Annotated in this window: 21 protein-coding genes; 6 read left to right on the forward strand and 15 right to left on the reverse strand. The window is 67.7% G+C overall.

All coding sequences use genetic code 11. The features are described 5' to 3' along the window. Together OKW87_RS10180 and OKW87_RS10185 are read left to right on the forward strand one after the other, a co-directional pair. Positions 1 to 1,002 carry a threonine aldolase family protein gene (locus tag OKW87_RS10180; protein WP_265539172.1) on the forward strand — a complete coding sequence of 334 codons (1,002 nt, stop codon included), beginning with the start codon at positions 1 to 3 and terminating at the stop codon, positions 1,000 to 1,002. A 152-nt stretch (positions 1,003 to 1,154) separates the two neighbouring features. Next, positions 1,155 to 2,063: a DMT family transporter gene (locus tag OKW87_RS10185; protein WP_265539174.1), complete on the forward strand. Its 909-nt coding sequence runs from the start codon at positions 1,155 to 1,157 to the stop codon at positions 2,061 to 2,063. Here the strand turns inward: OKW87_RS10185 and OKW87_RS10190 are convergent. The 4 genes from OKW87_RS10190 to OKW87_RS10205 all read right to left on the reverse strand — a co-directional run bounded on the left by OKW87_RS10190 (position 1,973) and on the right by OKW87_RS10205 (position 7,865). Continuing rightward, positions 1,973 to 2,794, reverse strand: coding sequence for an NAD(P)-dependent oxidoreductase (locus OKW87_RS10190; RefSeq protein ID WP_265539176.1), 822 nt, complete (start codon positions 2,792 to 2,794; stop codon positions 1,973 to 1,975). The two genes, OKW87_RS10185 and OKW87_RS10190, sit on opposite strands and share 91 nt — an antisense overlap. A gap of 156 nt (positions 2,795 to 2,950) precedes the next feature. Beyond that, on the reverse strand, positions 2,951 to 4,561 hold the full coding sequence (locus OKW87_RS10195) for a M28 family peptidase (RefSeq protein WP_265539177.1): 1,611 nt from the start codon (positions 4,559 to 4,561) through the stop codon (positions 2,951 to 2,953). Beyond that, on the reverse strand, positions 4,558 to 6,162 hold the full coding sequence (locus OKW87_RS10200) for a M28 family metallopeptidase (RefSeq protein ID WP_265539178.1): 1,605 nt from the start codon (positions 6,160 to 6,162) through the stop codon (positions 4,558 to 4,560). The genes OKW87_RS10195 and OKW87_RS10200 overlap by 4 nt, the downstream gene beginning before the upstream one ends. Next, a complete protein-coding gene (locus OKW87_RS10205) occupies positions 6,162 to 7,865 on the reverse strand; it encodes a M28 family metallopeptidase (RefSeq protein WP_265539179.1) in 1,704 nt (567 codons plus the stop codon). The genes OKW87_RS10200 and OKW87_RS10205 overlap by 1 nt, the downstream gene beginning before the upstream one ends. Before the next feature lie 115 nt (positions 7,866 to 7,980). On the opposite strand from OKW87_RS10205, the gene pepN reads away from it, so the two are divergent. Further along, positions 7,981 to 10,569: an aminopeptidase N gene (gene pepN / locus OKW87_RS10210; RefSeq protein ID WP_265544087.1), complete on the forward strand. Its 2,589-nt coding sequence runs from the start codon at positions 7,981 to 7,983 to the stop codon at positions 10,567 to 10,569. Between the two features lie 41 nt (positions 10,570 to 10,610). Here the strand turns inward: pepN and OKW87_RS10215 are convergent, their stop codons facing one another. Then, a complete protein-coding gene (locus tag OKW87_RS10215; RefSeq protein ID WP_265539181.1) occupies positions 10,611 to 12,230 on the reverse strand; it encodes an alkaline phosphatase D family protein in 1,620 nt (539 codons plus the stop codon). A gap of 150 nt (positions 12,231 to 12,380) precedes the next feature. Between OKW87_RS10215 and OKW87_RS10220 the strand changes: the two genes are divergently transcribed. Continuing rightward, entirely contained in the window at positions 12,381 to 13,922 is a 1,542-nt protein-coding gene (locus OKW87_RS10220) for a hypothetical protein (protein WP_265539183.1), read from the forward strand. On the opposite strand, the gene OKW87_RS10225 is transcribed toward OKW87_RS10220, so the two are convergent. From OKW87_RS10225 to OKW87_RS10235, 3 genes are read right to left on the reverse strand one after another with little or no spacing between them, the layout of a single operon-like run. Then, complete coding sequence (locus tag OKW87_RS10225; RefSeq protein ID WP_265539184.1) at positions 13,865 to 15,058, reverse strand: glycosyltransferase; 1,194 nt, start codon at positions 15,056 to 15,058, stop codon at positions 13,865 to 13,867. The two genes, OKW87_RS10220 and OKW87_RS10225, sit on opposite strands and share 58 nt — an antisense overlap. Before the next feature lie 10 nt (positions 15,059 to 15,068). Continuing rightward, complete coding sequence (locus OKW87_RS10230) at positions 15,069 to 15,581, reverse strand: DUF2141 domain-containing protein (RefSeq protein WP_265539185.1); 513 nt, start codon at positions 15,579 to 15,581, stop codon at positions 15,069 to 15,071. Continuing rightward, positions 15,578 to 16,507, reverse strand: a complete 930-nt coding sequence (locus tag OKW87_RS10235) for a hypothetical protein (RefSeq protein ID WP_265539186.1) — start codon at positions 16,505 to 16,507, stop codon at positions 15,578 to 15,580. The genes OKW87_RS10230 and OKW87_RS10235 overlap by 4 nt, the downstream gene beginning before the upstream one ends. A 183-nt stretch (positions 16,508 to 16,690) precedes the next feature. On the opposite strand from OKW87_RS10235, the gene OKW87_RS10240 reads away from it, so the two are divergent. Further along, positions 16,691 to 17,785, forward strand: coding sequence for a glycosyltransferase (locus OKW87_RS10240; protein ID WP_265539188.1), 1,095 nt, complete (start codon positions 16,691 to 16,693; stop codon positions 17,783 to 17,785). On the opposite strand, the gene OKW87_RS10245 is transcribed toward OKW87_RS10240, so the two are convergent. The 7 genes from OKW87_RS10245 to pyrE all read right to left on the reverse strand — a co-directional run bounded on the left by OKW87_RS10245 (position 17,770) and on the right by pyrE (position 24,449). Then, entirely contained in the window at positions 17,770 to 19,752 is a 1,983-nt protein-coding gene (locus OKW87_RS10245; RefSeq protein WP_265539190.1) for a TonB-dependent receptor, read from the reverse strand. The two genes, OKW87_RS10240 and OKW87_RS10245, sit on opposite strands and share 16 nt — an antisense overlap. 179 nt (positions 19,753 to 19,931) lie before the next feature. After that, entirely contained in the window at positions 19,932 to 20,558 is a 627-nt protein-coding gene (gene maiA, locus OKW87_RS10250) for a maleylacetoacetate isomerase (protein ID WP_265539192.1), read from the reverse strand. After that, positions 20,555 to 21,706, reverse strand: coding sequence for an AI-2E family transporter (locus OKW87_RS10255; RefSeq protein WP_265539194.1), 1,152 nt, complete (start codon positions 21,704 to 21,706; stop codon positions 20,555 to 20,557). The genes maiA and OKW87_RS10255 overlap by 4 nt, the downstream gene beginning before the upstream one ends. After that, positions 21,703 to 22,575, reverse strand: a complete 873-nt coding sequence (lepB, locus tag OKW87_RS10260; protein ID WP_265544088.1) for a signal peptidase I — start codon at positions 22,573 to 22,575, stop codon at positions 21,703 to 21,705. The genes OKW87_RS10255 and lepB overlap by 4 nt, the downstream gene beginning before the upstream one ends. Before the next feature lie 5 nt (positions 22,576 to 22,580). Next, on the reverse strand, positions 22,581 to 22,994 hold the full coding sequence (gene acpS, locus OKW87_RS10265; protein ID WP_265539196.1) for a holo-ACP synthase: 414 nt from the start codon (positions 22,992 to 22,994) through the stop codon (positions 22,581 to 22,583). A 148-nt stretch (positions 22,995 to 23,142) separates the two neighbouring features. Then, positions 23,143 to 23,871, reverse strand: coding sequence for a pyridoxine 5'-phosphate synthase (locus OKW87_RS10270; protein WP_265539198.1), 729 nt, complete (start codon positions 23,869 to 23,871; stop codon positions 23,143 to 23,145). Then, positions 23,868 to 24,449: an orotate phosphoribosyltransferase gene (gene pyrE, locus OKW87_RS10275; RefSeq protein WP_265539200.1), complete on the reverse strand. Its 582-nt coding sequence runs from the start codon at positions 24,447 to 24,449 to the stop codon at positions 23,868 to 23,870. The genes OKW87_RS10270 and pyrE overlap by 4 nt, the downstream gene beginning before the upstream one ends. Positions 24,450 to 24,624: 175 nt before the next feature. Here pyrE and coxB point away from each other — a divergent pair, with 175 nt between their 5' ends. After that, complete coding sequence (coxB, locus tag OKW87_RS10280) at positions 24,625 to 25,773, forward strand: cytochrome c oxidase subunit II (RefSeq protein ID WP_265539203.1); 1,149 nt, start codon at positions 24,625 to 24,627, stop codon at positions 25,771 to 25,773. Positions 25,774 to 25,777: the final 4 nt, after the last annotated feature.

Raw genomic sequence — 25,777 nt, forward strand, 5'->3', positions numbered from 1 at the left:
ATGCGCTTCTTCTCCGACAATGCCGCCCCGGTCTGCCCTCAGGTGCTCCAGGCACTGGTGGACGGGAACATGCTCGACACCGCCTATGACGGCGATCGCTGGAGCAAGCAGCTCGACGGGCGCTTCTCCGACTTGTTCGAGACCGAAGTGCGGGCCCTGTGGGTGCCATCGGGCACCGCGGCCAATGCCCTGGCGCTGGCGGCCTTGTGCCCGCCGCATGGCGGTATCCTGTGCCACCGCGACGCGCATATCCAGAATGACGAATGCGGCGCCCCCGAATTCTACACGCATGGCGCGAAGCTGATGCTGGTCGAGGGCGAAGGGGCGAAGCTGACGCCGGCGACGCTCAACGCCGCGCTGGGCGCGATCCGCACCGACGTCCACCAGGTCCAGCCGCACGCGATCTCGATCACCAATGCCACCGAATATGGGCTGGTCTACACCCCCGAGCAGGTCGCCGCGATCGGCGACCTGGCGAAGGCGCGCAAGCTGGGGCTGCACATGGACGGCGCACGCTTCGCCAACGCCGTCGCGCATCTCGGCTGCACGCCCGCCGACGTGACGTGGCGCGCGGGCGTGGATGCGCTGAGCTTCGGCTTCGTCAAGAATGGCGGGATGAGCGCCGAGGCGCTGATCTTCTTCGACACCCGGCTGGCCGATGCGACGCTCTATCGCCGCAAGCGCGCGGGGCTGCTGCTCTCCAAGGGGCGCTATCTGGCGGCGCAATTGCTGGCGATGCTCGAGGACGATCTGTGGCTGGACAATGCGCGTGCGGCCAATGGCGGCGCGCGGATGCTGGCCGATGCCGCGGGGGAGCGGCTGGTGCATGCCGTTGAGGCCAACGAGGTTTTCCTGCGGGTGACCCCGGAGGAAGCGGCGGGGCTGCGCGCGCTGGGGTTCGATTTCTACGATTGGGGGCCGGCCGAGGCGCGGCTGGTGATTTCGTGGGACCAGGACGCCGAGGCGATCCGGCCGCTGGCGGAGGCGATCGGGACGTTGTGAGGGGGGCATGTCCTTATCCTCCCCGGCGCGGGGAGGGGGACCGCGACGCGCAGCGGCGTGGTGGAGGGGGCTCTCCGCCAGCGACCCGCACGCGGCACGCCCCCTCCACCATGCTGCGCATGGTCCCCCTCCCCGTACCGGGGAGGATCTAAGTGCAGGCGCCCAAATCCACGCGCCTCAGCGTCCTCATCCCCTTCGCGCTTGTCACGCTGATCTGGGGATCGACCTGGATCGTCATCCGCGACCAGATTTCGGTGGTGCCGCCGGCCTGGTCGGTGACCTATCGCTTCGCGGTGGCGGGGCTCGTGATCCTCGGCTGGGCGCTGGTCCGGCGCAATTCGCTGCGGCTCGATGCGCGGGGATTGCTGTTCGCGGCGTGCCTTGGGGTGGCGCAGTTCGTGCTCAACTTCAACTTCGTCTATCGCGCCGAACTGCACATCACCTCGGGCGTGGTGGCGATCGTCTATGCGTTGCTGCTGGTGCCCAATGCGATACTGGCGCGGATCTTCCTGGGGCAGCGGATGGGGCGGCAGCTGCTGATCGGATCGCTGGTGGCGATGGTGGGCGTGGGCCTGCTGTTCCTCCACGAGAGCCGGCTGAGCGAGGCGGGGCCGGGGGTGGCGCTGCTCGGGATCGGCATCGCCTTCCTGGGGGTGCTTTCCGCCTCGGTCGCCAATGTGATGCAGGCGACGCGGGTGGCGAAGGCCTATCCGATGGCGACGATGCTCGGCTGGTCGATGCTGATCGGCGCCGCGGTCGATGCCTGCTTCGCCTGGAGCATGACCGGGCCGCCGGTGATCGAGATGCGCTGGGGCTATGTGCTGGGCACGCTCTATCTGGGCGTGCTCGGATCGGCGCTGGCCTTCACCCTTTACTACCAGCTGATCCGCACGATCGGGCCGGCCAAGGCGGCCTATACCAGCGTGCTGGTGCCGGTGATCGCGATGCTGCTGTCGACCATCTACGAGGGCTATCGCTGGTCGCTGCTCGCCGCGGCCGGCGGGGCGCTGGTGATGATCGGGCTGGTGATCGCGCTGAGGGCGCGCAGGCCCAACCGGTAATCCGGATATAGCGGGCGCCAGCCGAGGATGCGCTTGGCCTTGCCGTTCGCGACGCGGCGGTTCTCCGAATAGAAAGCCAGCGCGGCGGGGCTGAGATCGGCCTCGGCGAGCGGGACCTCGGGCGGAGGCGCTATGCCGATCAGATCGCAGGCATAGGCAATCACGTCGCTCTGCGGGGCCGGGAGATCGTCGGCGAGATTGTAGGCGCCAGGCGGACCCTCGAAGCCGGCGATTATCCCCGAGACGATATCGTCGACATGGACGCGGCTGAAGACTTGGGCCGCGACGTGGATGCGCCGCGCCTTGCCTTCGCGCGCGCGATCGAGCGGGGAGCGGCCGGGGCCATAGATGCCGGGCAGGCGGAAGACGCGGGCACCCAGCGCCAGCCACTGGGCGTCGGCCTCGGCGCGTTCGGTGCGGCGGCCCGTGCCGGTGGGGGCGCTCTCGTCGACCCAGGCGCCTTCGGTGTCGCCATAGACGCCGGTGGAGGAGAGATAGCCGAGCCAGGCGGGGGATGCGGCGAGCTCGGCGCGGTAGGCGGCGAGGACCGGGTCTTCTTCGGTCGGCGCGACGGTGGAGACGATGTGGGTGGCGTGCGCGATTTCGAACGCCACGCGGTCGCGATCGGCGAAGGTCGCGCGGATGACGGTGGCGATGCGCCAGCCGCCCGGGGCGAGGTGCTCTGCCAGGGCCGTGCCCGTATAGCCGAGGCCGAAGATCAGGAGGCGCATCTAGAGTATGATCCAGTTCACCGGAACCAGCCCTCCCCGGCGGAGGCCGGGGCCCAGTTGCGAAAGGCGTGAGATGGCCGGGTGCAATTGCCAGTGCGCCGATACTGGGCCCCGGCCTTCGCCGGGGAGGGGCGTTCCAGTGCGCCGGGTTCGACCCTAACGCGCACCATGGCCGTCATATTCGACGCCGAAGAAATCGCCCTTCACCCAGCGCGGGCGATCGTCGGCATTGGCGATCGCGTGGGCGGCGGCGACATTGACGCGGGCGAACTTCGCGGCAGCTTCCCAGTCGAAGGGGAGCGAGAGCTGGTCCGAGGGCTTGTGATAATGGTTCGCGAGATAGTCCTTCTGCGCGGCGTCTCCCGCCCCGCCGGGCCCGCTATCGACCGAGACCGAGGGAATGCCCGCCTGGACGAAGCTGTAATGATCCGAGCGGACGAAGAACATTTCCTCGGGCGCAGGATCGGGGACCGTCGCCAGCCCCTCCCCCGCCGCGGCGGCGGCGAAGCTGGCGCCGAGCGTCGAGCGCTCGCCGCCGAGGATCACCAGATCGCGCAGCGGGAAGGTGAGGATCGGCATGTCGATATTCAGATCGGCGACAATCGAACCCTTGGGAACGGTGGCGTGATGCGCGAAATAGCTCGAGCCGATCAGCCCCTTTTCCTCGGCGGTGAGCGCTATGATCAGGATCGAGCGCCGCGGCGGCGGACCTGCGCGCAAGGCGCGTGCGACTTCGAGGATCGTCGCGACGCCCGCGGCATTGTCCATCGCGCCATTATAGATGCGATCGCCGTTCACGGCATCGCCCAGCCCGACATGATCGAGATGCGCCGAGAGGATGACATATTGCCTGGCGAGGCCGGGGTCCGATCCCTCGATCAGGCCGACGACGTTGCGGCTCTCGGCGGTGCGCAGCCGGGTCTTGGCCGCGACCTGGAGCGTGCCGACCAGTGGCCCGGTGGGAAGCTTGCCGCCCTTGCGCTCGGCGGCGAGGACATCGACCCATTTGATGCGGCTGCCGGCGAACAATTTCTCGGCGCCGGCCTGGCTGACATAGCCGACGACCGGGGCGCCCGGGGCGAGGGCATGCGTCACGCCATCGGGGCCGGCCCAACTGCTCTGCTCATAATCGAAAAAAGGGACGACCGCGTCGAACGGAAAATCGACGCGATGCGCGGCGGATTCGAGCAGGATGACCGCCTTGGCGCCGCGCGCCTGGGCGAGCCGGGCCTTCTGCTCGTCATTGCCGAAATGCGCCTCGACATCGCTCGGCAGGCCCGCGGGCACACCGGGGAGCAAGGCGACGATCTTTCCGCGGACGTCGAGGCCCTTATAATCGTCGCGCCTGCCCTGCGGATAGACGAGTCCGTAGCCGGCGAAGACGATCCCGCCCTGCGCGGTGAAATCGGGCGTGGCGGGCGCGGCCTGGTTGACGAAGTCGATCCCGAACTGGAGCGGGATCGCGGCGTTGCCGCGCATCAGCGTCCAGCTTGCCTTCTCCGCCGAACGATAATGGACCAGCTTGACCGGCTGGAACCAGCCGCCGTCCGCGCCGCCGGGCTTGAGGCCGATCGCGAGCATCTGCGCGGCGACATATTCGGCGGCTACGTCATAATCCTGCGTCCCCGCCTCGCGCCCGCGCATCGCGTCGGAGGCGAGGAACTGGATATGCGCGCGCAGTGCGGCCTGATCGGGCGGAACCTGCTGTGCCTGCGCGGGAGCACCGAGCAGCAGTAGCGCCAGCAAAAGCAGGCCACGGAGCGTCACTTGGCGAGCGGGCCGCCGTAGAGCGTGCCGAAGAAATCGCCCTTGTTCCACGTCGGCCGCGCTGGCGTGTCGGCGAGGATGCGGGCGACGCCGTAGCCGACGCGGACGAACTTGGCCGCCGATGCCCAGTCGAACGGCAGCGAGAGGTCGTCGGAGGGCTTGTGATAATGTTTGGCGAGGAAGTCCTGGATCGCCGCCTTGCCCGCGCCGCCCGGGCCGGTGTCGATCGACACGGCCGGCACGCCCGCCTGGACGAAGCTGTAATGATCCGAGCGGACGAAGAAATTCTCTTCGGGGAAGGGATCGGGGACGACCTTGAGCCCCTCGGCCGCGGCGGCCTTTTCGGCGACCTTGCCGAGGATCGAGCGCTCGCCGCCGAGGACGACGATGTCGACCAGCGGGAAGGTCATGATCGGCATGTCGAGGTTAATATTGGCGACCAAGGTGCCGGGGACCGACGGGGTGCGCGCGAAATAGCGCGAGCCCAGCAGGCCTTTTTCCTCGGCGGTGAGCGAGACGAACAGGATGCTGCGGCGCGGCTTCGTGCCCGAGGCCTGGAAGGCGCGCGCGACCTGGAGGATCGTGGCGTTGCCGATCGCATTGTCCATCGCGCCGTTGCTGATCCGATCGCCGGTGGTGCCAGCGCCGACCGCGAGATGATCGAGATGCGCGCTGAGCACGACATATTGGCGGCGGAGCGCGGGATCGCTCCCCTCGAGCATGCCGACGACGTTGCGGCTGGCCGAGACGCTGATTTCGGTCTTGAACGCGGCCTCGACCGATGCGTTGAGCGGCCCAGTGGGGAGCGGCGTGCCGGCTTTCTCGGCGGCGAGCACGTCCGCCCATTTGACGCTCGAATCGGCAAACAATTTCTCCGCCCCGGCCTGGCTCACCAAAGCGATCTGCGGCGCCCCGATCGAGGGGACGCGCGGCTTGCCGTCGGCATCGTTGATCGTCATCCGGGTGCGGCCCGCGAGGGGGACCGCGCGCTCGAACGGAAAGCTCGCGCGCTGTGCGCCCGATTCGAGGACGATCAGCCCCTTGGCGCCGCGCGCGGCGGCGAAGCCGGCCTTGGTCTCGAGATTGCCGGCATGCGCGGCGACTTCGGACGACAGGCCCGTGGGCGCGCCCGCGAACAAGGCGACGATACGGCCCTTGAGATCGAGCCCCTTATAATCGTCGCGGCCGCTTGCGGCATCGACCACGCCATAGCCGGCGAACAGGACTTCGCCGCCGATCGCCAGATCGGGCACGCGCGGATTGACGCTGTTGAGGAAGTCCTTGCCATAGACGAGCGGCACGCGGGTGCCGCCGCGCACCAGCGCCAGCGTGCCGGGGCCGGCCGACTTGTAGGAGATCAGCGGCACCGGCTGGAACCAGCTGCCCTGCCCGCCGGCGGGCACGAGGCCCGCGGCGAGCATCTGCGTCGCCATATATTCGGCGGCGACGTCATAATCGGCAGTCCCCGCCTCGCGCCCGCGCAGCGCGTCCGACGCCAGGAAAGCGACATGCGCCTTGATCGCCGCCTGGTCGGCCGGAAGCGTCTGCGCCGCGACGGGCGCCGCCGCGAGAAGCGGCAGCGCGAGGAGAAGACGCCGCATCATTTGGCCATCGGGCCGCCAAATGCGGTTCCGAAGAAGTCGCCCTTCTTCCACACCGGCCGCTGATCGGCGTCGGCGATTTCGCGCGCGATGCGATAGTTCACGTCGACGAAGCGGACGCCCGATTCCCAATCGATCGGGCGGCTCTGCACGACTTCGTCCGAGGGCTTGTGATAATTGTCGGCCAGGAAGGAATCGGTCGCCGCCTTGCCCGGGCCTGCCTCGCCCGGCCACAGGAAGACCGAGGGAATACCCTGCTGGACGAAGCGATAATGGTCCGAGCGGACGAAGAAGGCCTCGTCGGGACGTGGATCGCCCCCAACGCCGACACCGATCTGCGCCGCCGCGCGGCGGACCGTCTCGCCCAGCGTCGAATGATCGGCGCCGAACGGAGTCACATCCTCGAACTTGTAGGTGATGATCGGCATGTCGAGATTGACGTTGGCGACCATGTTCGCCTTCGGCACGGTCGGGTTCTGCGCGAAATAATCGGCGCCGACGAGGCCCTTTTCCTCGGCGGTGACCGCGAGGAACAGGATCGAGCGGCGCGGCGCCTTGCCCGACGCCTTGAAGCGCTTCGCTTCCTCGATCAGCGAGGCGACCCCGACGGCATTGTCCATTGCGCCATTATAGATCGGATCGCCCTTCGCATTGGGGGTGCCGACGCCGACATGATCGAGATGCGCAGTGAGGACGACCACTTCCTGGGCCAGCGCCGGGTCGCTGCCGGGGAGCATGCCGGCGACGTTATAGCTGGTGATCGGGGTGGTCACCGTCTTGAGCGCGACGCCGAGCGAGGTCGCCAGCGGCATCGCCTTGAAGGTCGCATTCTCGGCCTGCGCCGCCTTGACGATATCGGCCCAGGAAGTCTTGGCGCCCGCGAACAACTTCTCCGCGCCGGCCTTGCTCAGCATGCCCAGGCCGGGCGCGCCCGGGGTCGGGATAAAGCCGCGGCCATCGGCGCGTGCCCAGGTGACGCGCGGACGTTCCCACGTCGCGGCGATCATCGGGAAGGGATAGTTGCCGCGGCCAGCGCGCGGCGATTCGAGCGTGATATAGCCGACCGCGCCCTTCTTCAGTGCGATCTGCGCCTTGGTGGCGACATTGGAGAAATGCGCGCGCTCCTCGGCGGGGAAGGTGGTGGGCGCGCCGCCGAAGAAGGCGACGATCTTACCCTTCACGTCGACGCCCTTATAATCGTCGCGGCCCAATCCGACGATCCCCTGGCCGACGAACACGACCGGCGCGGTAAGCGTGAAATCGAGCTTGTCGGGATTGGCGGCGGGGACGAAATCCTGGCCGAAGACGAGCGTGATCGGCGCGGCGCCCTTGCGCGTGATGCTCATGCTGCCCTTGTCGGCGGCCTTGTAGCTGAGCAGCGGCACCTTCTGCAGGTAGGAGCCATCGTCGCCGGCGGGGCGCAGGCCCTGGGCGTAGAATTGCGAGGCGACATATTGCGCGGCGATGTCGAACTCGGGGCTGCCGGCGTCGCGGCCGCGCAGCTGGTCCGAGGCGAGGAACATGACATGCCCCTTCATCGCCGCCTGATCCTCGGGCAGCACGGCATTGAGGATCGCGTTGCGCTCGGCAGCGCTGACCGCAGGTGCCGGCTGCGCGGCTGGAGCAGGCGCGGGCGCCTGCTGTGCCATCGCGGCGGTGGCGGTCAACGCAATCAGGCCGAACGGCGCGGTCAAACGAAGCATGGAAATCCTCTTATTCACAAACGAGCGTGCGATTATCGGTAGCATCCGGCGGCACTTAGGCAAGCGGACACTTTGTGGTGGCGACGCCGGGACTTGATCCTATATCCCGGCGATGATGGCAGACGCACAGACCGCAACCCACGCCCCGACGATCACGCGCCGCGAGGACTATCGCGCGCCGGATTGGCGCGTGCCCGAGATCGCACTCGACTTCGACCTCGATCCGGCGAGCACACGGGTCCGCGCGACCTTGTGGGTGGAGCGCAACGGCGTGCACGATGCCCCGCTGCGGCTGGACGGCGACGGGCTGACCCCGGCATCGGTGCGGGTGGACGGCGCGGACTTTGCCGACTGGTCGATGGACGGGCCCGCGCTGCTGATTCCGCTCGGCGGCAGCGCGCACACGATCGAAACCGAAGTGGTGATCGCGCCCGAGCGCAACACCCAATTGCAGGGGCTCTATGCCTCGCAGGGGATGCTGTGCACCCAGTGCGAGGCCGAGGGCTTCCGTCGGATCACCTTCTTCCCCGACCGGCCCGACGTGCTGAGCCGTTACAAGGTCAGGATGACCGCCGACAAGGCGCGCTTCCCGGTACTGCTCGCGAACGGCGATCCGATCGCGCAGGGCGATGGCGAGGACGGCACGCATTGGGCCGAATGGCACGATCCCTTCCCCAAGCCGAGCTATCTGTTCGCGCTGGTGGCGGGCGATCTCGTCGCCAACCGCGGCACCTTCACGACGATGTCGGGGCGCGACGTGGCGCTCGGCATCTGGGTGCGCGCGCCCGATCTCGCCAAGACCGATCATGCGCTCCACGCGCTCAAGCTCAGCATGGCCTGGGACGAAAAGGTCTATGGCCGCGAATATGATCTCGACGTGTTCAACATCGTCGCGGTCGACGATTTCAACTTCGGCGCGATGGAGAATAAGGGCCTCAACGTCTTCAACTCGCGCTACATCCTCGCCGACCCCGATACCGCGACCGATTATGATTATGACGCGATCGCCGCGGTGGTCGCGCACGAATATTTTCACAATTGGTCGGGCAATCGAATCACCTGCCGCGACTGGTTCCAGCTCAGCCTCAAGGAAGGCTTCACCGTCTTCCGCGACCAGGGCTTCTCGGCCGACCAGGGCAGCGCGGCGGTCAAGCGAATCGAGGATGTGCGCGGGCTTCGGGCGAGCCAGTTCCCGGAAGATGCCGGGCCCCTCGCCCACCCGATCCGTCCCGACGAATATATCGAGATCGGCAATTTCTATACCGCGACGATCTACAACAAGGGCGCCGAAGTCATCCGGATGATGGCGACGATCCTGGGGCCCGAGAAATTCCGGGCCGCGACCGATCTCTATTTCGAGCGCTTCGACGGGACTGCTGCGACCTGCGAGGATTTCGTACAGTCGATGGAGGAAGGCGGCGGCGTCGACCTCACCCAGTTCCGCCGCTGGTACAGCCAGGCGGGCACGCCGCGCGTCTCGGCGACGCTGGCGCAGGAGGGCGGCCGCGCGCGGCTGAGCCTTCGCCAGAGCGTGCCGCCGACGCCGGGCCAGCCGGTCAAGGAGCCGATGGTGCTGCCTCTCAAGCTACGCCTGTTCGGCGCGATCACGGGGCGGGCGCTGTGCGAAGAGCAACTGATCCTGCTCGATCGGCCCGAGCATGAAGTGGTCTTCGAAAACCTGCCCGAGACGCCGGTGCTGTCGATCAATCGCGGCTTTTCGGCGCCGGTGATCGTCGAGACCAATCGCACCGCACAGGATCTCGCCTTCCTCTCGGCGCATGATGACGATCCCTTCGCGCGCTACGAGGCGATGCAGCAATTGATGCTCGATACGCTGGTGGCGTCGGTCGCCAACGGAGCGGCGGATCATGGCGCGGTGATCGACGCGGTGCGCAACACGCTGGGCGATGCGCGGATGGACCCGGCCTTCATCGCCGAGGCGGTGCTGCTGCCCTCGGAGGCTTTCATCGGCGACCAGATGGCGGTGGTCGATCCAGAGGCGATCTTCCGCGCGCGAGAGGCGCTGCGCGCCGATCTCGGTCGGGCCTTGGAGGGCGAATGGCGCGCAGCTTATGAAGGTGCGGCGGCAGAGCGGTTCGAATATTCGCCGGCGGCGAAGGGCGCGCGGCGGATCAGTTCGGTGGCGCTCGGCTATATCGCCGCCGGGGGTGCTGCGGATGCGGCCGAGCTTGCCTTCGCCCAGTTCGAGCGGGCCGACAACATGACGGATCGCCATGCCGCGCTGACCACGCTCGCCAATGGGGTGTCGCCGTTGCGCGAGGCGGCGCTGGAGGCATTCTACAAGCGCTATGCCGGCAACGGGCTGGTGCTCGACAAATGGTTCCAGACGCAGGCGCTGTCGAGCCGCGACGACACCGCGCAGGTGGTCGAAGGGCTGGTCAACCACCCCGACTTCACCTTGGCGAATCCCAATCGGGCACGCGCGCTGATCGGCGCGTTCAGCGTCAACCAGCGTGCCTTTCACGACATTTCGGGCCGCGGCTATCGCTTCGTCGCGGACCAGATGATCGCGCTTGATCGATTGAACCCGCAGACCGCAGCCAAGCTGATCCCGCCGCTGGGGCGGTGGAAGCGGTTCGACGCGGCGCGCGCGGCCAAGATGCGCGCGGAGCTCGAGCGGATCGTGGCGGCGCCGGGGCTGAGCAAGGACATGTTCGAACAGGCTTCGAAGAGCCTCGACTGAATCCTTCTTGAGCCCTCCTCTGAAGGGGAGGGGTTTCACAGCTACACCATCACGTTCCGGCCGCGCTGAACCACTGCGGTGTGCCCGACCCGCGCCCGGGGGTTCCGCTCGCGCACGGTGTCGACGAACACCCAGTCGTTGCTCACGCGATCGGGGGTGAGGGTCAGCGCCATATAGCCGCGGCGGCTGGTGTCGCACCATTTGAGCTCGGGATTGGCGGCGACGGTGGCGCGGGCGATGATCGCCGGATCGGCGGCGAAGCTGCTTTCGAAGCCGGCGGAGCTGACCGCGTGGCCGGCGAATTCGACGCCCGCGGGCTTGCCGTCCTGTCCCAGATCATAGGCCCAGCCATTGTGGCTGTCGCCGCTGAGCACGACGAGGTTCGCGCCAGCCGCCTGCGCCGATTTGAGGAAGCGGGCGCGGGCGGCGGGATAGCCGCCCCAATTGTCGAGATTGAAGGGAAGCCCGGCCTTCGCCGCCACGGCGCCGGCATTGACCCGATTGCGCATGAAGGGTGAGGCGTCAGGCTTGAGCCAGCCGAGCGACGCGTCGGGCGAGCGGGTCTCGCCCATGATCGTGCCGAAGCCGACCACCTGCCAGCGCCGTCCGGACCGGACCGAGCGCGCCAGTTCGTGCGCGAGCCAGTTCTCCTGCGTGCCGCCCAGCATGGTTGCGGTGGGGTCCATCCAGGGCCCGTCGCGAAACGCCTTGAGCGCGGCGGCGGGATCGGGGTTCTTGAAGAGAGGCGCGAGTTCATAGGGGCGGGTGCGCGCATTCACCCGGCTTTCGGTGCGGAAGAACGTCGCCAGCCCGCCCAGGTCGTAGGCGGCATAGGGTTCGTCGGAGACCGGCATCCATTCGCGCCAGGCCTGGATCGCGGCGCCGCGGCGGATGCTCCATTCACCCTCATTGGCGCCGTGATTCTCCGCCCCGCCCTCCCAGGCATCGTTCGCGAACTCATGATCGTCCCACTCGATCAGCATCGGCACCGCGGCGTGCAGCGCCTGGAGATCGGGATCGGCGCGATAGCTGGCATAGCGGAGCCGATAGTCGGCCAAATGGACGCACTCGGCCATCGGCTGGGGTAGCCGCGCCGCGATATGCACGTCGGCGCTCGGATACACGCCCGGGGCATATTCATAGATATAGTCGCCGAGATGCACTGCGAGATCGAGATCGTCGCGCGCGGCGGCATTCGCATAGGCATTGAAATGGCCGAAGGCGAGGTTCGAGCAGGAGAAGATGCCGATCCGGAACTGGCGCGCCTCCTCGGGCAAGGTGCGCGCGCGGCCCACCGGCGAGAAGCGGCCGTCGGGCGCGACGAAGCGATAATGATAGCGCGTGCCCGGCTTGAGTCCGGTGACGCTGATCTTCGCGGTATGATCGCGCCACGGGCCGGTCACCGCTTCGCCGCCTGCCACCACGCGCGCGAAACCGGGCGTTTCCGAAACCTCGACGCGCAGCTTCACGGTGCGGCCGTCCTTGGGCACGTAGCGGGTCCACAGCAGCATGCCGTCACTCGTGGGTTCGCCGCTCGCGACCGAATGGGTGAAGGCATCCACGATCCAGTTGGGGCCCTGCGCGAAGCCGGGGATCGCATAGGCGCCAAGGCCGAGCGTGGCGGTGAGCAACAATGAACGGCGATCGATGTGCGGCGGCATATCCGTCCTCCCTTTGATCGCTCCCCTTGGCGGCGCATCGTGGCGGGTTCGTGACAGCGCGCCAAGCCCTCGCTATGGCGAGACTTTCCTGGTCGCAAAGGCAAGTCGGATGCGCGCGCTGTCCCTCGAGAGTGAAGGTCGCCCGATCTGATGGCCAGCGAAAGCGCGGTTCTGGCACCGCCGCCTTCCTCTTCCTTCCTCACCATCGTCGCAGCGCTGCCCCGCTGGCCGATCCTGCTGATCGCGGCGATCGCGGCGCGGCTGTTCGCGTTCGGCAATCCGCTGGTCCATGTCGACGAGGAATTCTACCTCGTCACTGCACAGCGGATGCTCGAGGGCGCCATCCCCTATGTCGACATCTGGGATCGCAAGCCGATCGGGCTGTTCCTGCTCTATCTCCCCGCCGCTGCGTTCGGCCTGCCCGCGGCGATCTGGGTCTATCAGCTGATGGCGCTGGCGAGCGTGGTGGCGACCGCGCTGATCCTCGCGCACCTCGCCGACCGAGCCGGCTGGGGGCGCGGCGCGCTCGCGGCGGCTCTGCTCTATCTGTTCATGATCAATTTCGGCGACGGCCAGGGTGGCCAGGCGCCGGTCTTCTACAATCTGCTTATGGCGATAGCAGTGACGCTGATCCTGCCGCGCCCCGAGGATCGCGCGGGCGACCGGCTGAGGATGCGGCGCGCGCTGATCGCGCTCGGGCTGATCGGGGTGGCGCTGCAGATCAAATATTCGGTCGTCTTCGAAGGCATGTTCCTGGGGCTGTGGCTGTTATGGCGCGAGCGGCGGCTGGGCGTCCCGACCCGCCGGATCTTGATGTTCGGCGCGCTGCTCGTCACCGTCGCGCTGGCGCCGACGGTCGCGGCAGGGCTGGTCTTTGTCGCAATGGGGCATGGTGATGCCTGGCTGTTCGCGAACTTCACCTCGATCCTGGCGCGGCAGAGCGATCCGGCGGCGGAAATACGCCGCAGCCTGCTCAAGATCGGGCTGATGCTGGGGCCGCTACTGCTGATCGGCGGGCTGTCGCGCCATCTGCCGGTGGCGCATGAGCGCGAGCGCGAGGTGCGCGGGCTGTTGTTCGGCTGGATGATCGCCGCGACGATCGGGCTTTTGTTGTTCGGCGGCTATTTCAACCATTATGCCCTGCCGGTGATGCTGCCGGCCTGCTTGTGCTGCGCAGGGTTCCTGGGCGGGCACCGGATCGGGCGCCGGATCATGGTGCCTCTGCTCGCCTGCGCGCTGCTGGGCGGGGTCTACACCACCTACAGCGCACGCTATTATCGCGGCAACGCCCCCGAGCTGGAAACATTGGTGCAGGCGATCGGGCGCGGGCCCGGCTGCCTCTATGTTTATTCGGGCAATAGCAGCCTCTATACGCACAGCGGGCGCTGCTTCGCGAGCCCCTGGGTTTTCCCCAGCCACTTGTCGCGGGTGCGCGAGAAGGGCGCGGTCGGCGTCGACCAGCTGGCCGAGATCGAGCGTATCTTCGCCAGCCGCCCGGAGATCGTGGTGATGCGCCCGCCTTATGAAGGAGAACGCGCCGAATCGCGGGCGCTGGTGTTGCGCAGGCTTGGCGAGGACTATCGGTTGCGCGGGCGGTATCCGCTGGGCAATCTGATGATCGACGTGTTCGCGCTTCAGGCGGCCCCGACCGTAGCGACGGCACCGCGCCGCGCCGCGACCAGGCCCTCATAATAAGCCATCAGCTCGACGGCATGGTCATGGTCGCTGCGGACCTTGCCCGCGGCTACGCGCGCGGCGGCGCGGACGATCGCGGGCTCGCGGGCATACATGCGGCGGATCGCATCGGCGGCGGACAAGGCATCGCGCGAGGCGTAGATCTCGGCGAAGAGCGGGTCGGCAATTTCGGCGAACCCGCCCTCGTCCGGCCCGATCAGCGGCAGGCCCGAGGCGAGCGCCTCCGAGGCGACCAGCCCGAACGGCTCGGCGTCCGATCCGTGGATCAGCGCGTCGCAGCTCGCCATGATCCGCGACAGGCGGATGCGATCATAGACCGGGCGGAAGATGCGAATATGCGGGCTGCCGGCGATGCGCTGTTCGAGATGGCGGCGCTGGGTGCCGTCGCCGATCAGGATCAGTCCGACCGGAATGTCGGTCGCCGCGGATTCCACCGCGTCGATCACCAGCGGCCAGCGCTTTTCCTTATGGTGCCGGCCAAGCCCGAGCAGCAGCAGGCCGTCCGCGGGCAATCCGCATTGCTCGAGCAAAGCGACGCGGAGCTTCTCGTCGCGCAGATCGGGCGAGAACCATTGCCGCTCGATCCCCAGCGGCATCGACGCATCGACACGCTGGCCGCGGCGGCGGAAGCGCTTTGCGAGAGCGGGCCCATTGGTGACGAAGGCGTCATAATATTTGAGGAAGTCGTTCATATACTGGCTGTACCAGTCGAACGCGCGCTCGACCTGGCGTGGGGTCGAGATATTGTCGAGCCAGCGCTGCGGATAGGCGCCGATACTGTCGTTATGCGCGAAGAAGACCTTTACCGCGTCGCCCTGCCAGCGCGCCACCGTCCAGGCAGGGCGCCAGGGCGAGGTCGCCTCGACGACGTCGGGCTTGAGCCGATCGAGCATGTCCCAGATCGGCTTGTCCCACACGAAGATGCCGTAATTCTTGTCGACGATCAGCCGCGGCGCCTTCATCCAGTAGATTCGCCCGCCGCCCGGGCGATCCTCGATCGAATCCTCGTCGGCGGGCGCCAGCACGATCAGCTCGTGGCCGAGATCGGCCATGATTCCCATCTTGCGGTCGAGATAGGTTCGCACGCCGCCGCCGGTCGGCGAATAATATTCGTTGACGTCGACGACGCGCATCGCGGCTTCCTCAGTCGTTCGGGCCGAAGCCGCCAAGCCCCTTGAGATATTGCGCGCGCACCGTGATCTGGCCGCCGGCAGCCGGGATGTTGACGAGCGCCTGGCGTACCTTCGGCCGGCTGCGGCCGAGCCGCTGGTTGCTCGGGAAGCCGGCGCCGTCCTGCCAGAAGTTAAACTTGTTCTTGCCGTCGCGGTCGTGGGTGAAGAGCAGGGCCCATTGCCCGGCGGACGGCGCGCGAATGCAAAGCGTGACCGGTCCCGCGGCGGGGGTCGCCGACCAGACGCGGCGCATCTGCTTGCCCTCGCGCTTGATCTCGCGATCGTCCTTGAGGAAATCGGCCTCGTTGCCCGGATAGAGTTCGAGCTTGAGACGGCCGGTGCGGTCCTTCAGCCCTATGATGTTAACCCGCAGCGTCGGGCCCGATCCGATCGCGCAGGAGCCGTCGAGCGGGTCGGCCTGCGCGGCGGCGGCACTCGGCATCGCCAGGGCGGCGATCGCGGCGATGAGAATGGGGCGGATCATGCCTTGTTCCTTGTCAGCAAAGCGTGGACGCTGAAGCCCCCTATCAGCGCGACATGAACCACAAGTGTCAGCGCCGCGATCAGCGCCATCAATTCGGAAAGCGCCTGGTCCTGCCCGATCAGCATGATCGCGAAGGTTGCGAACACCAATTCCTTGTTTGGGATCAACGGAAGCCGCCAGACGAGCAAGCGGCCGGCCGACAGCAAAAGCCACATGCCGACCGGCACTTCGGGCATCGCGAAGTGCCAGGCAAAGGCGATCAGCAGCGAGCCGGCAATGATGCGCGCGCAATGCACCCCGAAAATCCACCAGAGCGAAGCCTTGGGCAGCGAGAAGACTCGCTTCGAGAAGATCAGGAAGGGCAGCGACATCAGCAGAATCGCGCCGATCGACAGCCAGGCGCCCTGCTGCTGCTCAGGGGTCAGCAGATTGATGCCGAGCGGGAGGGCGATGACCACCACCAACAACGTGACGGCATTGCCAGCCATCGCCGACAGGATCATCACGTCCTTGACTGCACCGAAGGGTGCCGCGACCATCTGCGTGCGCTGGCGTGCCCAGGCGTAGAAATAGGCCTCCCCCGAATAGCCGAGCAGGACTTCGTTCGAGATGCGCTTCTTGTGGAGCGCGGCGATGCCGGCCGCGGGAATATTCCACAACCGACGGAAGATGACATAATCGAAGGTGGGCGGGCCGAGATAATACAGCGCGAAGGCGACGTAGAAAAGCGGGTGGACCGGGACGGCCTTCGACAGCCCCGCAAGCCCGGAGCCGAACAGTTCGCGCGCAAGCCCGACGATCATCAGCAGCGTCAGCGCTCCGCCCAGGATCATCGGCCAGCGCCGCCGGATCTTCTCGACGGGTTCCAGCCCGGCAAGATCGGGGGCGGCCGCCAAAGGAGGCGCTTCGACAAGGCTGCTGTTCATCGAAGCCTCCAATGGCTCATTCACTGCTCAAGTTCCGCTGCCGAGACGCCAAACAAATCGCATTGTCTCCGCGTCCGGCACCAAATCCGCACTAAGAAATCAGGCGAGGCGGGTGAATGACAGCAGAATGCGGTTTTATTGCGAGGGTGATTTGGGCGCTGAGGTGGCATAGTGCAAGGTGACATGCCGCACCTCACCTGTTCCGAAACCGCGCATCATATCCTGACCTATGCCCAGACGATGCAGGGCGGCGGTGTAGAACGGTCGATGCTGCGCATGGCCGCGGGATGGCTGGAACGCGGACGGCGGGTGACGCTGGTGCTGGGCTGCAGCGCCGGCCCGCTGGCAGCCGAGATTCCCCACGGTGTGGAGCGAATCGAGCTGGCCGACGCAAGCTATCGCGCGCTGCTCGGCCTGGCGGGGCATGTCCGCAGCATGCAGTCCGACCTGATCTTCTGCCCCGGCAATCATTATAGCGGCGTCGCGGCGGTCACCCGGCTGCGGCTGGGGCGGCACTGTCCGCCGATCGTCGCCAAGGTCTCCAATGCCCTGGTTCGGCCCGAATTGAGCGTCGGTGCAGCGTGGCGCTATCGCCAATGGCTGCGGACGCATCCCCGCTTCCTCGATCAGCTTGTGGCGATGACCCCGGCAATGGCGGCGGAGGCGGTGGCCGAGATGCGGATGCCGCGCGAGCGGGTGCATGTGATCGCCAATCCACCTGCCGGGCCACAGCCCGGCGCCGCGCCGGTCGCACTGCCGGAGGGGCGCTATATCCTCGGCGTCGGTCGGCTCGAGCCGCAAAAACGCTGGGAGCGGTTGATCGCGGCGCTGCCCGGGCTGGCCGACCGCGAAATCGCGCTGGTCATCCTGGGCGAAGGATCGGCGCGAGCGGCGCTGGAGGCGCAGGTCGCGGCGCTGAGGCTGGGCCATCGCGTGACGCTGCCGGGGCATTCGGGCGATCCGCTGCCGGCATTGGCGGGCGCGCAGGTGGCGGTGCTGACGTCGGACTATGAGGGCGTGCCGGGAGTGCTGCGCGAAGCGCTGTCGGTGGGGACCCCGGTGGTCTCGACCGAATCGAGCGTGGCGGTGCGCGAGATCGTGCATGCCCCCGAACTTGGCACCGTCGTCCCGCGCGAGGATGCGGGGGCGCTGGTCGGGGCACTCGATCATTGGTTGACGCCGGGCCGGCCGCGACCGGCACCGGTGCGGGCAAGCGGCGATCCGATCGGCGACTATCTCGCCTTGTTCGATTCGACCGTGGCTCAGCGCAGCCGGTAACGGAAGCCCAGCCAAAGCGTGCGGGGGGTCGCGCGCTCGATCACGCCGGGGCCGCTGATCCCCGCCTCGACTCGAGCATCGGTTAGATTCTCGGCGCGTGCCTCGAGCGCCAGCCCGCTGCCCAGCGGGAGCGCGGCGACCGCATCGAAAGTCAGCGCGTCGGCGAGCGTGCGGCTGTTCTGGTCATCCTCGAACTGGGGGCTGGCATAACGCGCGGTGAGCGACGCGCCAAGATCTCCGCGCAACCAGGCGAGCGTCGCCGAACCCTGATGCTGCGCGGTCTGCGCCGGGCGCAGGCCATCGAGCGCGGCGGCGATGCCGGTGGCGCGGACCCGCGAATCGGTGAAGGCATAGGAAGCCGAGACGCTGACCGGCCCCTGGCTGAAGCGCCCTTCGAGCTCGACTCCGCGCGCCTCGACCGCATCGAGATTCTGCCGCTGGCGATAGACCCCCGCCGCCGAGACGAATCCGACCCCCGCGAAGGTGCCGGGCCCGTTGGCGAGGGTCACGTTGGCGATGGCACTGTCGAGCCGGTTCCAATAGCCGGTCGCGCGCAGGCTGAGCGAAGGCGTGGGCCTCCAGTCGACCCCGATCTCGGCGCCGGTCAGCCGTTCGGGATCGAGCGCGGCGTTGGCGGCGGTCGCATCGGCGCCGACCCGGAACGGCCGGTACAGCTCGTTGAGCGTCGGCAGCCGCCAGCCGCGATAGGCGGCGATGCGCAGGGTGACGCTGCCGAGCGCGAGCGCCGCACCGACCCGGCCGGTCGCCTCCAGCCCGCTGCGATCGGCGAAGCGCGTGTCGGTGAGCGGGACGCCGCCGCCAAGCGGGGTTTCGAACAGCGTGCCGCCGCTGATATCCCAGTGATCGATGCGGCCGCCGGCGTTGAGCGTGAGTGCCCCCGATTCGAGGCTGGCATCGGCGAAGGCACCCAGCGTCGTGCTTTCGCCGCCCGCGACGCGCAACCGGGTCGGCGCGCCGGCGACGAAGGTATAGCGCTCCTGCGTCTTGCCCGAGACGCGGCGGACGTCGCTACCCAGCCGCAGCGTGACCCCGCCGCCGATCGGGGGCGCGAGTTCGACACGGCCGCCGATGCCGGTCGCGGGGACGCTATACTGGTCGAGGCTGGCCGAGACGCTGTCGCGCGCATCGTTGACGCTGGCAAAGCCGCTCGCGAACTGGCGGGTCTGCAGATAGCCGAGCAGCGACCAGCCCCAGCCGCCGCGCTTGACGATCCGCAGGCTGGCATCGGCGCCGTCGCTGCGCACCTGGGTGAAATCGACGCCGCGATCGCGACGATCGGTGAAGCCCGAGACATTGGCCTGCAACTCGGTACCGCTGCCGAGATCGACGACGCCGCGCAGCGCGAGGCTGGCCTGCCGGTAGGGCGCGGCGCGATCGACCGGGCCGCGATCCTCGGCGATCGTCGGCACGAAGCCGTCGCCGCGTGCATATTGGCCGGCGATCGTGAAGAAGCCGCTGCCCGCCTCGACCGCGCCGACTGCGCTCGCGTCCCGGCTGTTCCGGCTGCCATAGGCCGCGCGCAGCGCCAGCGGGCCGAGTTCGTGCGGGGCGCCGCTGGTCAGCTCGACCGTGCCGGCAAGCGCGCCGGGGCCGGCATAGCCGCTGCCGCCACCGCGGGTGACTCGCACAGAGGCGAGCCGATCGGGCAAATAAGCCGGGAAGGCGACCCAGCCGCCGAACGGATCGGTCTGCGGCACGCCGTCGAGCAGGAGCAGCGCGCGGCTCGAGGCATTGCCGCCAAGGCCGCGCAGTGTGATCCCCTGGCTGGTCGGATGCGCCGAGCGCGAATCGGAACGGCGGAACTGGGCCACCCCGGCGGCGTCGCGCAGCACATCCTCGAGCCGACCGCTGGCGGTGCCGGCGAGGCGTTCGCGCTCGATCGTCACCGTATCGTATGCCGCCTCGCCGGGGGGCGTTTCGAGTCCGCGCCCGGTGACCACGATCACGGGGGGCTCTTCCTGCGCGAGCGCGGGAGAGGCCAGGAAAAGCGCGATGCATAGAAATAAGCCCCTCCCCTTCAGGGGAGGGGGAAGGGGTGGGGCGGTGCCTCGCAGAGACTGCCGCCCGGGAAGACCGCCCCACCCCAACCCCTCCCCTGAAGGGGAGGGGCTTAAGAAAAATTGTTTCACTTAGGCGCCACACGATCCGGATGCGCCGCCGCGAAGGCACCTGTCTCCCGCGCGGCGGCGTCGGCGCGAAGCAGCTTGGGAAAGGCCTCGAGCGGCGTATCGAAACGGCGGGCGTTGAACATTTGCGGCACCAGAAAGACGTCGGCGATATTGGGGGTATCGCCGCCCAGGAACGGCCCTGCTCCGGCCATCGCCTCCAACGCGGCGAAGCCCTCCGCGATCCAGTGCCGGGTCCAATCGTTGCGCGCAGCCTCCTCGGCGCCGAGTTCCTGCTTGAGCCAGCGCATCACGCGCAGATTGTTGAGCGGATGGATGTCCGCGCCGATCACCAGCGCCTTCGCCATCGCGGCGGCGCGGGCATCGGGCTCTGCGGGGATCAGCCGCGGCTCGGAGTAGCGCGAATCGAGCCAGTCGATGATCGCGAGGCTCTGAGTCAGCACCAGACCGTCCACCTCGAGCGCCGGAACAAGCCCCTGGGGGTTGCGCGCCAGATGCTCGGCGCTGCCTTGCTGGTTCTCGAGCAGCATGATCTCGTGCCGTTCATAGGCCAGGCCCTTGAGATTGAGCGCGATCCGCACCCGATAGCCGGCCGAAGAACGGAAATAGTCGTGGAGCAGGATCATGCACCGGGTCCGCTAGGAAGTTCGGAGGGGCCGCCCTCGCGGTGGCGGAAGCGCCACTGGAAGCCGCGGCGGAGCGTTGCACTGGTGCGCGCCGAACGCTCGGCCTCGCTTTCCAGCGCGACCTTTATCATCGCAACCATCGGATCGGCCAGCGCCAGCCCGAGCAGCCCGAACAGCGTGCTCGCCAATATCTGCGCCGAAAGCGTCAGCGCCGGCGGCAGATCGACGGTGCGCTTCGCGACCAGCGGGATCAGCACATAGCCGTCGAAGGTCTGGACCGCGAAATAGATGATGATCGCCCAGAAACCCTGGTCATAGCCCGCGCTGAACCCCACCGAGACCATCAGCACGCCGCTGACGAAGGCGCCGATATTGGGAATGAAGGCCAGGATGCCGGTGAGGATTCCGAGCAGCAGCGCCATCGGCACGCCGGCGATCGACAGCAGGATCCAGGTGAGCATGCCTTCGAACAGCATGCCGAGCAGCCGTCCCGCCAGCAGCACCCGCAGCGTGCGTGCCATCCGGCCGATCGTAAGCGCGAATTCGTCGCGCGCCGCGACCGGCACCATCCATTGCAGCCCGCGCTCGTAGATCCGCGGCTCGATCGCCACGAACAGGCCGATCGTCAGGATCATCACCAGGCTGGCGGCGGCGCCGAGCACCGATCCGACCGCCGACGTCAGCCGGCCAACCGAGCCCAAGGCCTGCTGCAGCATCCCCGCCAGATCGGCGCGGCCGGGCATCAGCCCCAGCCCCGATATCCAGGCGACGACGCGATTGCCTTGTGTCTCGAGCGTCGTGCTGAGCTGCCCCGCCTGCATCGCGATCTGGACGCCAGTCAGATAGAAGACGCTGCCGATGAAGGCGATGACGAGAATCACGACGATCAGCAGCCGCAGTCCGCGCGGGATCGGCAGCACTCGACCGAGCAGGCGAACGCCCCCATCGAGCAGCGACGCGAAGACGAGGCCGGCGAAAATGATCAGCAGCGGCTGAATCAGAAGCACGACCAGCGCGACGCCGATCGCCAGGCCGAACCATACCGAAGCACGCTTGAGCTCGGCGCGCACAATCGGATCGCGCATTTCGTTGGGGCCGGGCTCCTGCACCACCTCGATCCCCTCGGCGGCGGCCGAATCGGCGCTCATTCGCCGTCCTTCTGGGGATGGAGCGACTTGCCCGCGCGGCCCGGGCGGAACGAGGCGGGCCAGGTCAGCGGGTTCCAGGTCGCGCTGCCGTCGAGCGAGAAGGTGATGAACTCGGCGCGACCGCCGATATTCTCCCACGGGACCGCGCCGCCCAGACCGTTATTGGCGATCGAATAGCGGCTGTCGGCGCTGTTGTCGCGATTGTCGCCCATCAGGAAGACCCGGTCCTTCGGCACGCGGATCTCGGGATAGTTGTCGCCGGGGCTCCAGCCGAGGTCGATCGTATCGTAGGACCGGCCACCCGGCAGCGTCTCGCGGAAGACCGGCACGCGGCACCATGCCCGTCCGTTCGCGCCGCGCACCAGCCGCCCCGAATAGTGGATCGGATCGCAGCGGGTATTGGCGTCCACCGGCAGGTCGCGCTCGCCCATCGCCCGCCGCGGCACCGGCGTACCGTTCAGGAACACGACTCCGTCACGCACCGCGAGGCGATCACCAGGCAGACCGATGACTCGCTTGATATAGTCGGTGGTGGTGCCCGGCGGGGTGACGATCACCACGTCGCCGCGCTTGGGCATGCGTCCGAATAGCCGGCCCGGCATGAAGGGAAGCAAATGAAAGGTGGGCGTCACGAACGAATAGCCATAGGGATATTTGGTGACGACCAGCCGATCGCCGACCAGCAGCCCGGGCAGCATCGATTCGGACGGGATGAAGAAGGGTTTGGCGACAAAGCTGTGGAAGCCGAGCACGGCCAACACGAGCCACAAGATACCGCGCGCCTCCGCCCACCAATCGGTGCCTGCGCGCGCTTCGGACTCGGGGACTTCCACATTCTCGTGCGTCAACGCCAGTTCATCCGCGGCCATCGCCATCAATCGCTTCCCCCGATCGCCACGGCCTCGATCATCACCATGGCGAAGGCCCAGGGATGGTCGTCGGTCAGCGTCAGATGCACCTTTGCGACGTGACCGTCGGGGGTGATGGCGTCAAGCCTGGCCTTGGCCCCGCCGGTGAGCGCCAATGTGGGCGCACCGGAGGGTGAATTGACGACACCAATGTCCTTCATGAACACGCCCCGCTTGAAGCCGGTTCCGACCGCCTTGGAATAAGCTTCCTTCGCGGCGAAGCGCTTGGCGAGGGTTCCGGCCTTGGTATGCGGCCGACGCGCGGCCTTATCGCGCTCGAGGTCGGTGAAGACGCGCTGCTCGAAACGGGTGCCGAAGCGATCGAGCGAGGACTGGATCCGCTCGATGTTGCAGAGGTCCGAGCCGAGGCCGATGATCACCCGATCCTCCCCGGCACGGGGAAGGAGACCAGCCGCAGGCTGGTGGAGGGGGCTCCCCACCAGGGACATCCGTTGGGGCGCGCGCCCTCCACCACGCCCTGCGGGCGCGGTCCCCCTCCCCGTACCGGGGAGGATATACGCAGCCCTTTCACCGCGCCGAATCCATCAGTTCGCGCATCCGCCGCACCACCGGCGCCAACCCCTCGAAGATCGCCTCGCCGATCAGGAAATGGCCGATATTGAGCTCCATCACCTGCGGGATCGCAGCGATCGGGACGACATTGTCGAAGGTAAGGCCATGCCCGGCATGCGGCTCGAGCCCGGCCTTTGCCGCCAGCGCCGCAGCATCGGCAATGCGGCGGAGCTCGTCGGCGCGGCCATCCTCGGGCAGCTCGCAATAGCGGCCGGTGTGTAGCTCGACGACCGGCGCGCGCAGGCGAAGCGCGGCGTCGATCTGGCGCTCGTCCGGCTCGATGAACAGCGACACCCGGCAGCCGGCGTCGAGCAGCTGCGCAACCATCGGCGCCAGATGGTTATGCTGCCCTGCCGCATCGAGCCCACCCTCGGTGGTGCGCTCCTCGCGCTTTTCGGGGACTATGCACACCGCGTGGGGGCGGTGCCGCAGCGCGATCGCAAGCATCTCGTCGGTCGCGGCCATCTCCAGGTTGAGCGGGATGGTTAGCTCGGCGGCGAGGCGGGCGATGTCGTCGTCGGTGATGTGGCGGCGATCCTCGCGCAGATGCGCGGTGATGCCGTCGGCCCCGGCCTCGGCCGCGAGCAGCGCCGCGCGGACCGGATCGGGATAGCCCGAGCCGCGCGCGTTGCGCACGGTGGCGACATGATCGATGTTGAGACCGAGGCGAAGGCGGCCGGTCACGCGGGCACGCGGCTTCCGGGCTTGACCGGCGGGATCGCCGCCAGCTCGGGCGGAAGCTGGTCGGCGGGATAAGCGGGCACGTCGAGCTGGAGCAGCGAGACCAGCGGCACGCCGATATCGGCGGTGCCGTTCGAGCGATCGACGATGCAGGCCGCGCCGACCAGATTTCCCGGGTGCCGGCGAATCGCGGCGATGCACTCACGCGAGCTGAGTCCCGTAGTCACGATATCCTCGACCATCACGACGCGCGCGCCCTCCGGAATCTCGAAGCTGCGGCGAAGCTGGAATTCGCCCTCCTCGCGCTCCACGAACACTGCCTTGCAGCCGAGCGCCCGCGCGGTCTCATAGCCGGGAATGATCCCGCCGATCGCCGGCGATACGACGATGTCTACCTCGCCGAACGACTCGCGAATCTTGAGCGCAAGCGCGCCGCAAATGCGTCCGGTGCGCACCGGATCCTCGAAGATTCGCATCTTTTGCAGGAAAAGCGGCGAGCGCAGCCCCGAGGACAGGATGAAATGCCCCTCCAGCAACGCTCCCGCATTGCGGAACTCCTCGAGAATCTCGTCGCCGGTCAACCTGATCGCTCCTGTGGCAAAGGCAGCCGCCCTATTAGGAGCAGGCAATCGCAGCCGCAACCGCGCTCAAAAAGGGTTGAGAATGGGCTTGAGCGTCGTATAGGCCCCAGCGAATGGGCGCTTTTCCTTGGCGCTCCTAGGCGCTCTTCGAACGGGGTGATTACAGACGATGCGCATGCTTGGGTTGACTTCGATTGTCCTGGCCGCGGGGCTTGCGCTCGCCGCGCCGGGCCATGCCCAGAATATAACCGCGCCGGAAGCGGCGCCCGCCACGCAGTCTGCTGGCACCAGCGGCGCGCCGGCGGCAACGCCCGCGACCGCCGCTGCCGCAACGCCAGCGCCCACCGCGCCGGCAGATCCTACGCTCGACTCGGCGGGGGTTCCGATCACCCGGGCCGTCCCCGGCATGGGCCAGCCGCAGGATGCGCTCTATGGGCTGCAGGAGCAGGTCACCCCCAATGGCCGCGAGGCGCACTGGTTCCACAACTGGATTCTGCTGCCGCTCATCACGCTGATCTGCCTCTTCGTGCTGGCGCTGATGATCTATGTGATCATCCGCTATCGCCGCGCCGCCAACCCGACACCGTCGCGCACCAGCCACAATACGACGATCGAGATCATCTGGACGCTGCTGCCGGTGTTGATCCTGATCGCGATTGCGGTCCCGTCGATCCGGCTGCTCGCCGCGCAGTTCAAGCCCGCGCCCGACAATGCCGTGACGCTCAAGGCGATCGGCAACCAGTGGTTCTGGTCCTACGAATATCCCGATCATGGCGATATCAAGCTGACCGCCAACATGCTCAAGGAGCAGAGCGAAGTGCCCGCGGGCGCCCGCTATCGCACCGATGCCGACGGCCCCCGCCTGCTCGCTACCGACACTCGGGTCGTCCTGCCGGTAGGCGTGCCGATCCGGCTGCAGACCACCGCGCAGGACGTGATCCATAGCTGGGCGATGCCTGCTTTCTGGATCAAGCTCGACGCGGTTCCCGGCAAGATCAACGAGACGAGCTTCACGATCGAGAAGCCGGGCGTCTATTACGGCCAGTGCTCCGAGCTTTGCGGAGCGCGCCACGCCTATATGCCGATCACCGTCGAGGCGGTGAGCCCGGCCGTGTTCGCGCAGTGGGTCGCGTCGAAGGGCGGCACCATGCCCGGCGCCGCGCAGCCCGAGCCCAACACTGCGGCAGGCAACGACAGCGTCGATGACACCGCCAATGGCACTGCCGACGCCGGCGCGCCGACCACCAATGCAACCGCCGCTCCTGCGGTGACCAATGCGCCCGCCACCCAGAATCCGGCGGGCCTCGGACAGACGGGCAACTGAGACC

The organism is Sphingomonas sp. M1-B02 (assembly GCF_026167525.1).
Lineage (GTDB): Bacteria > Pseudomonadota > Alphaproteobacteria > Sphingomonadales > Sphingomonadaceae > Sphingomonas.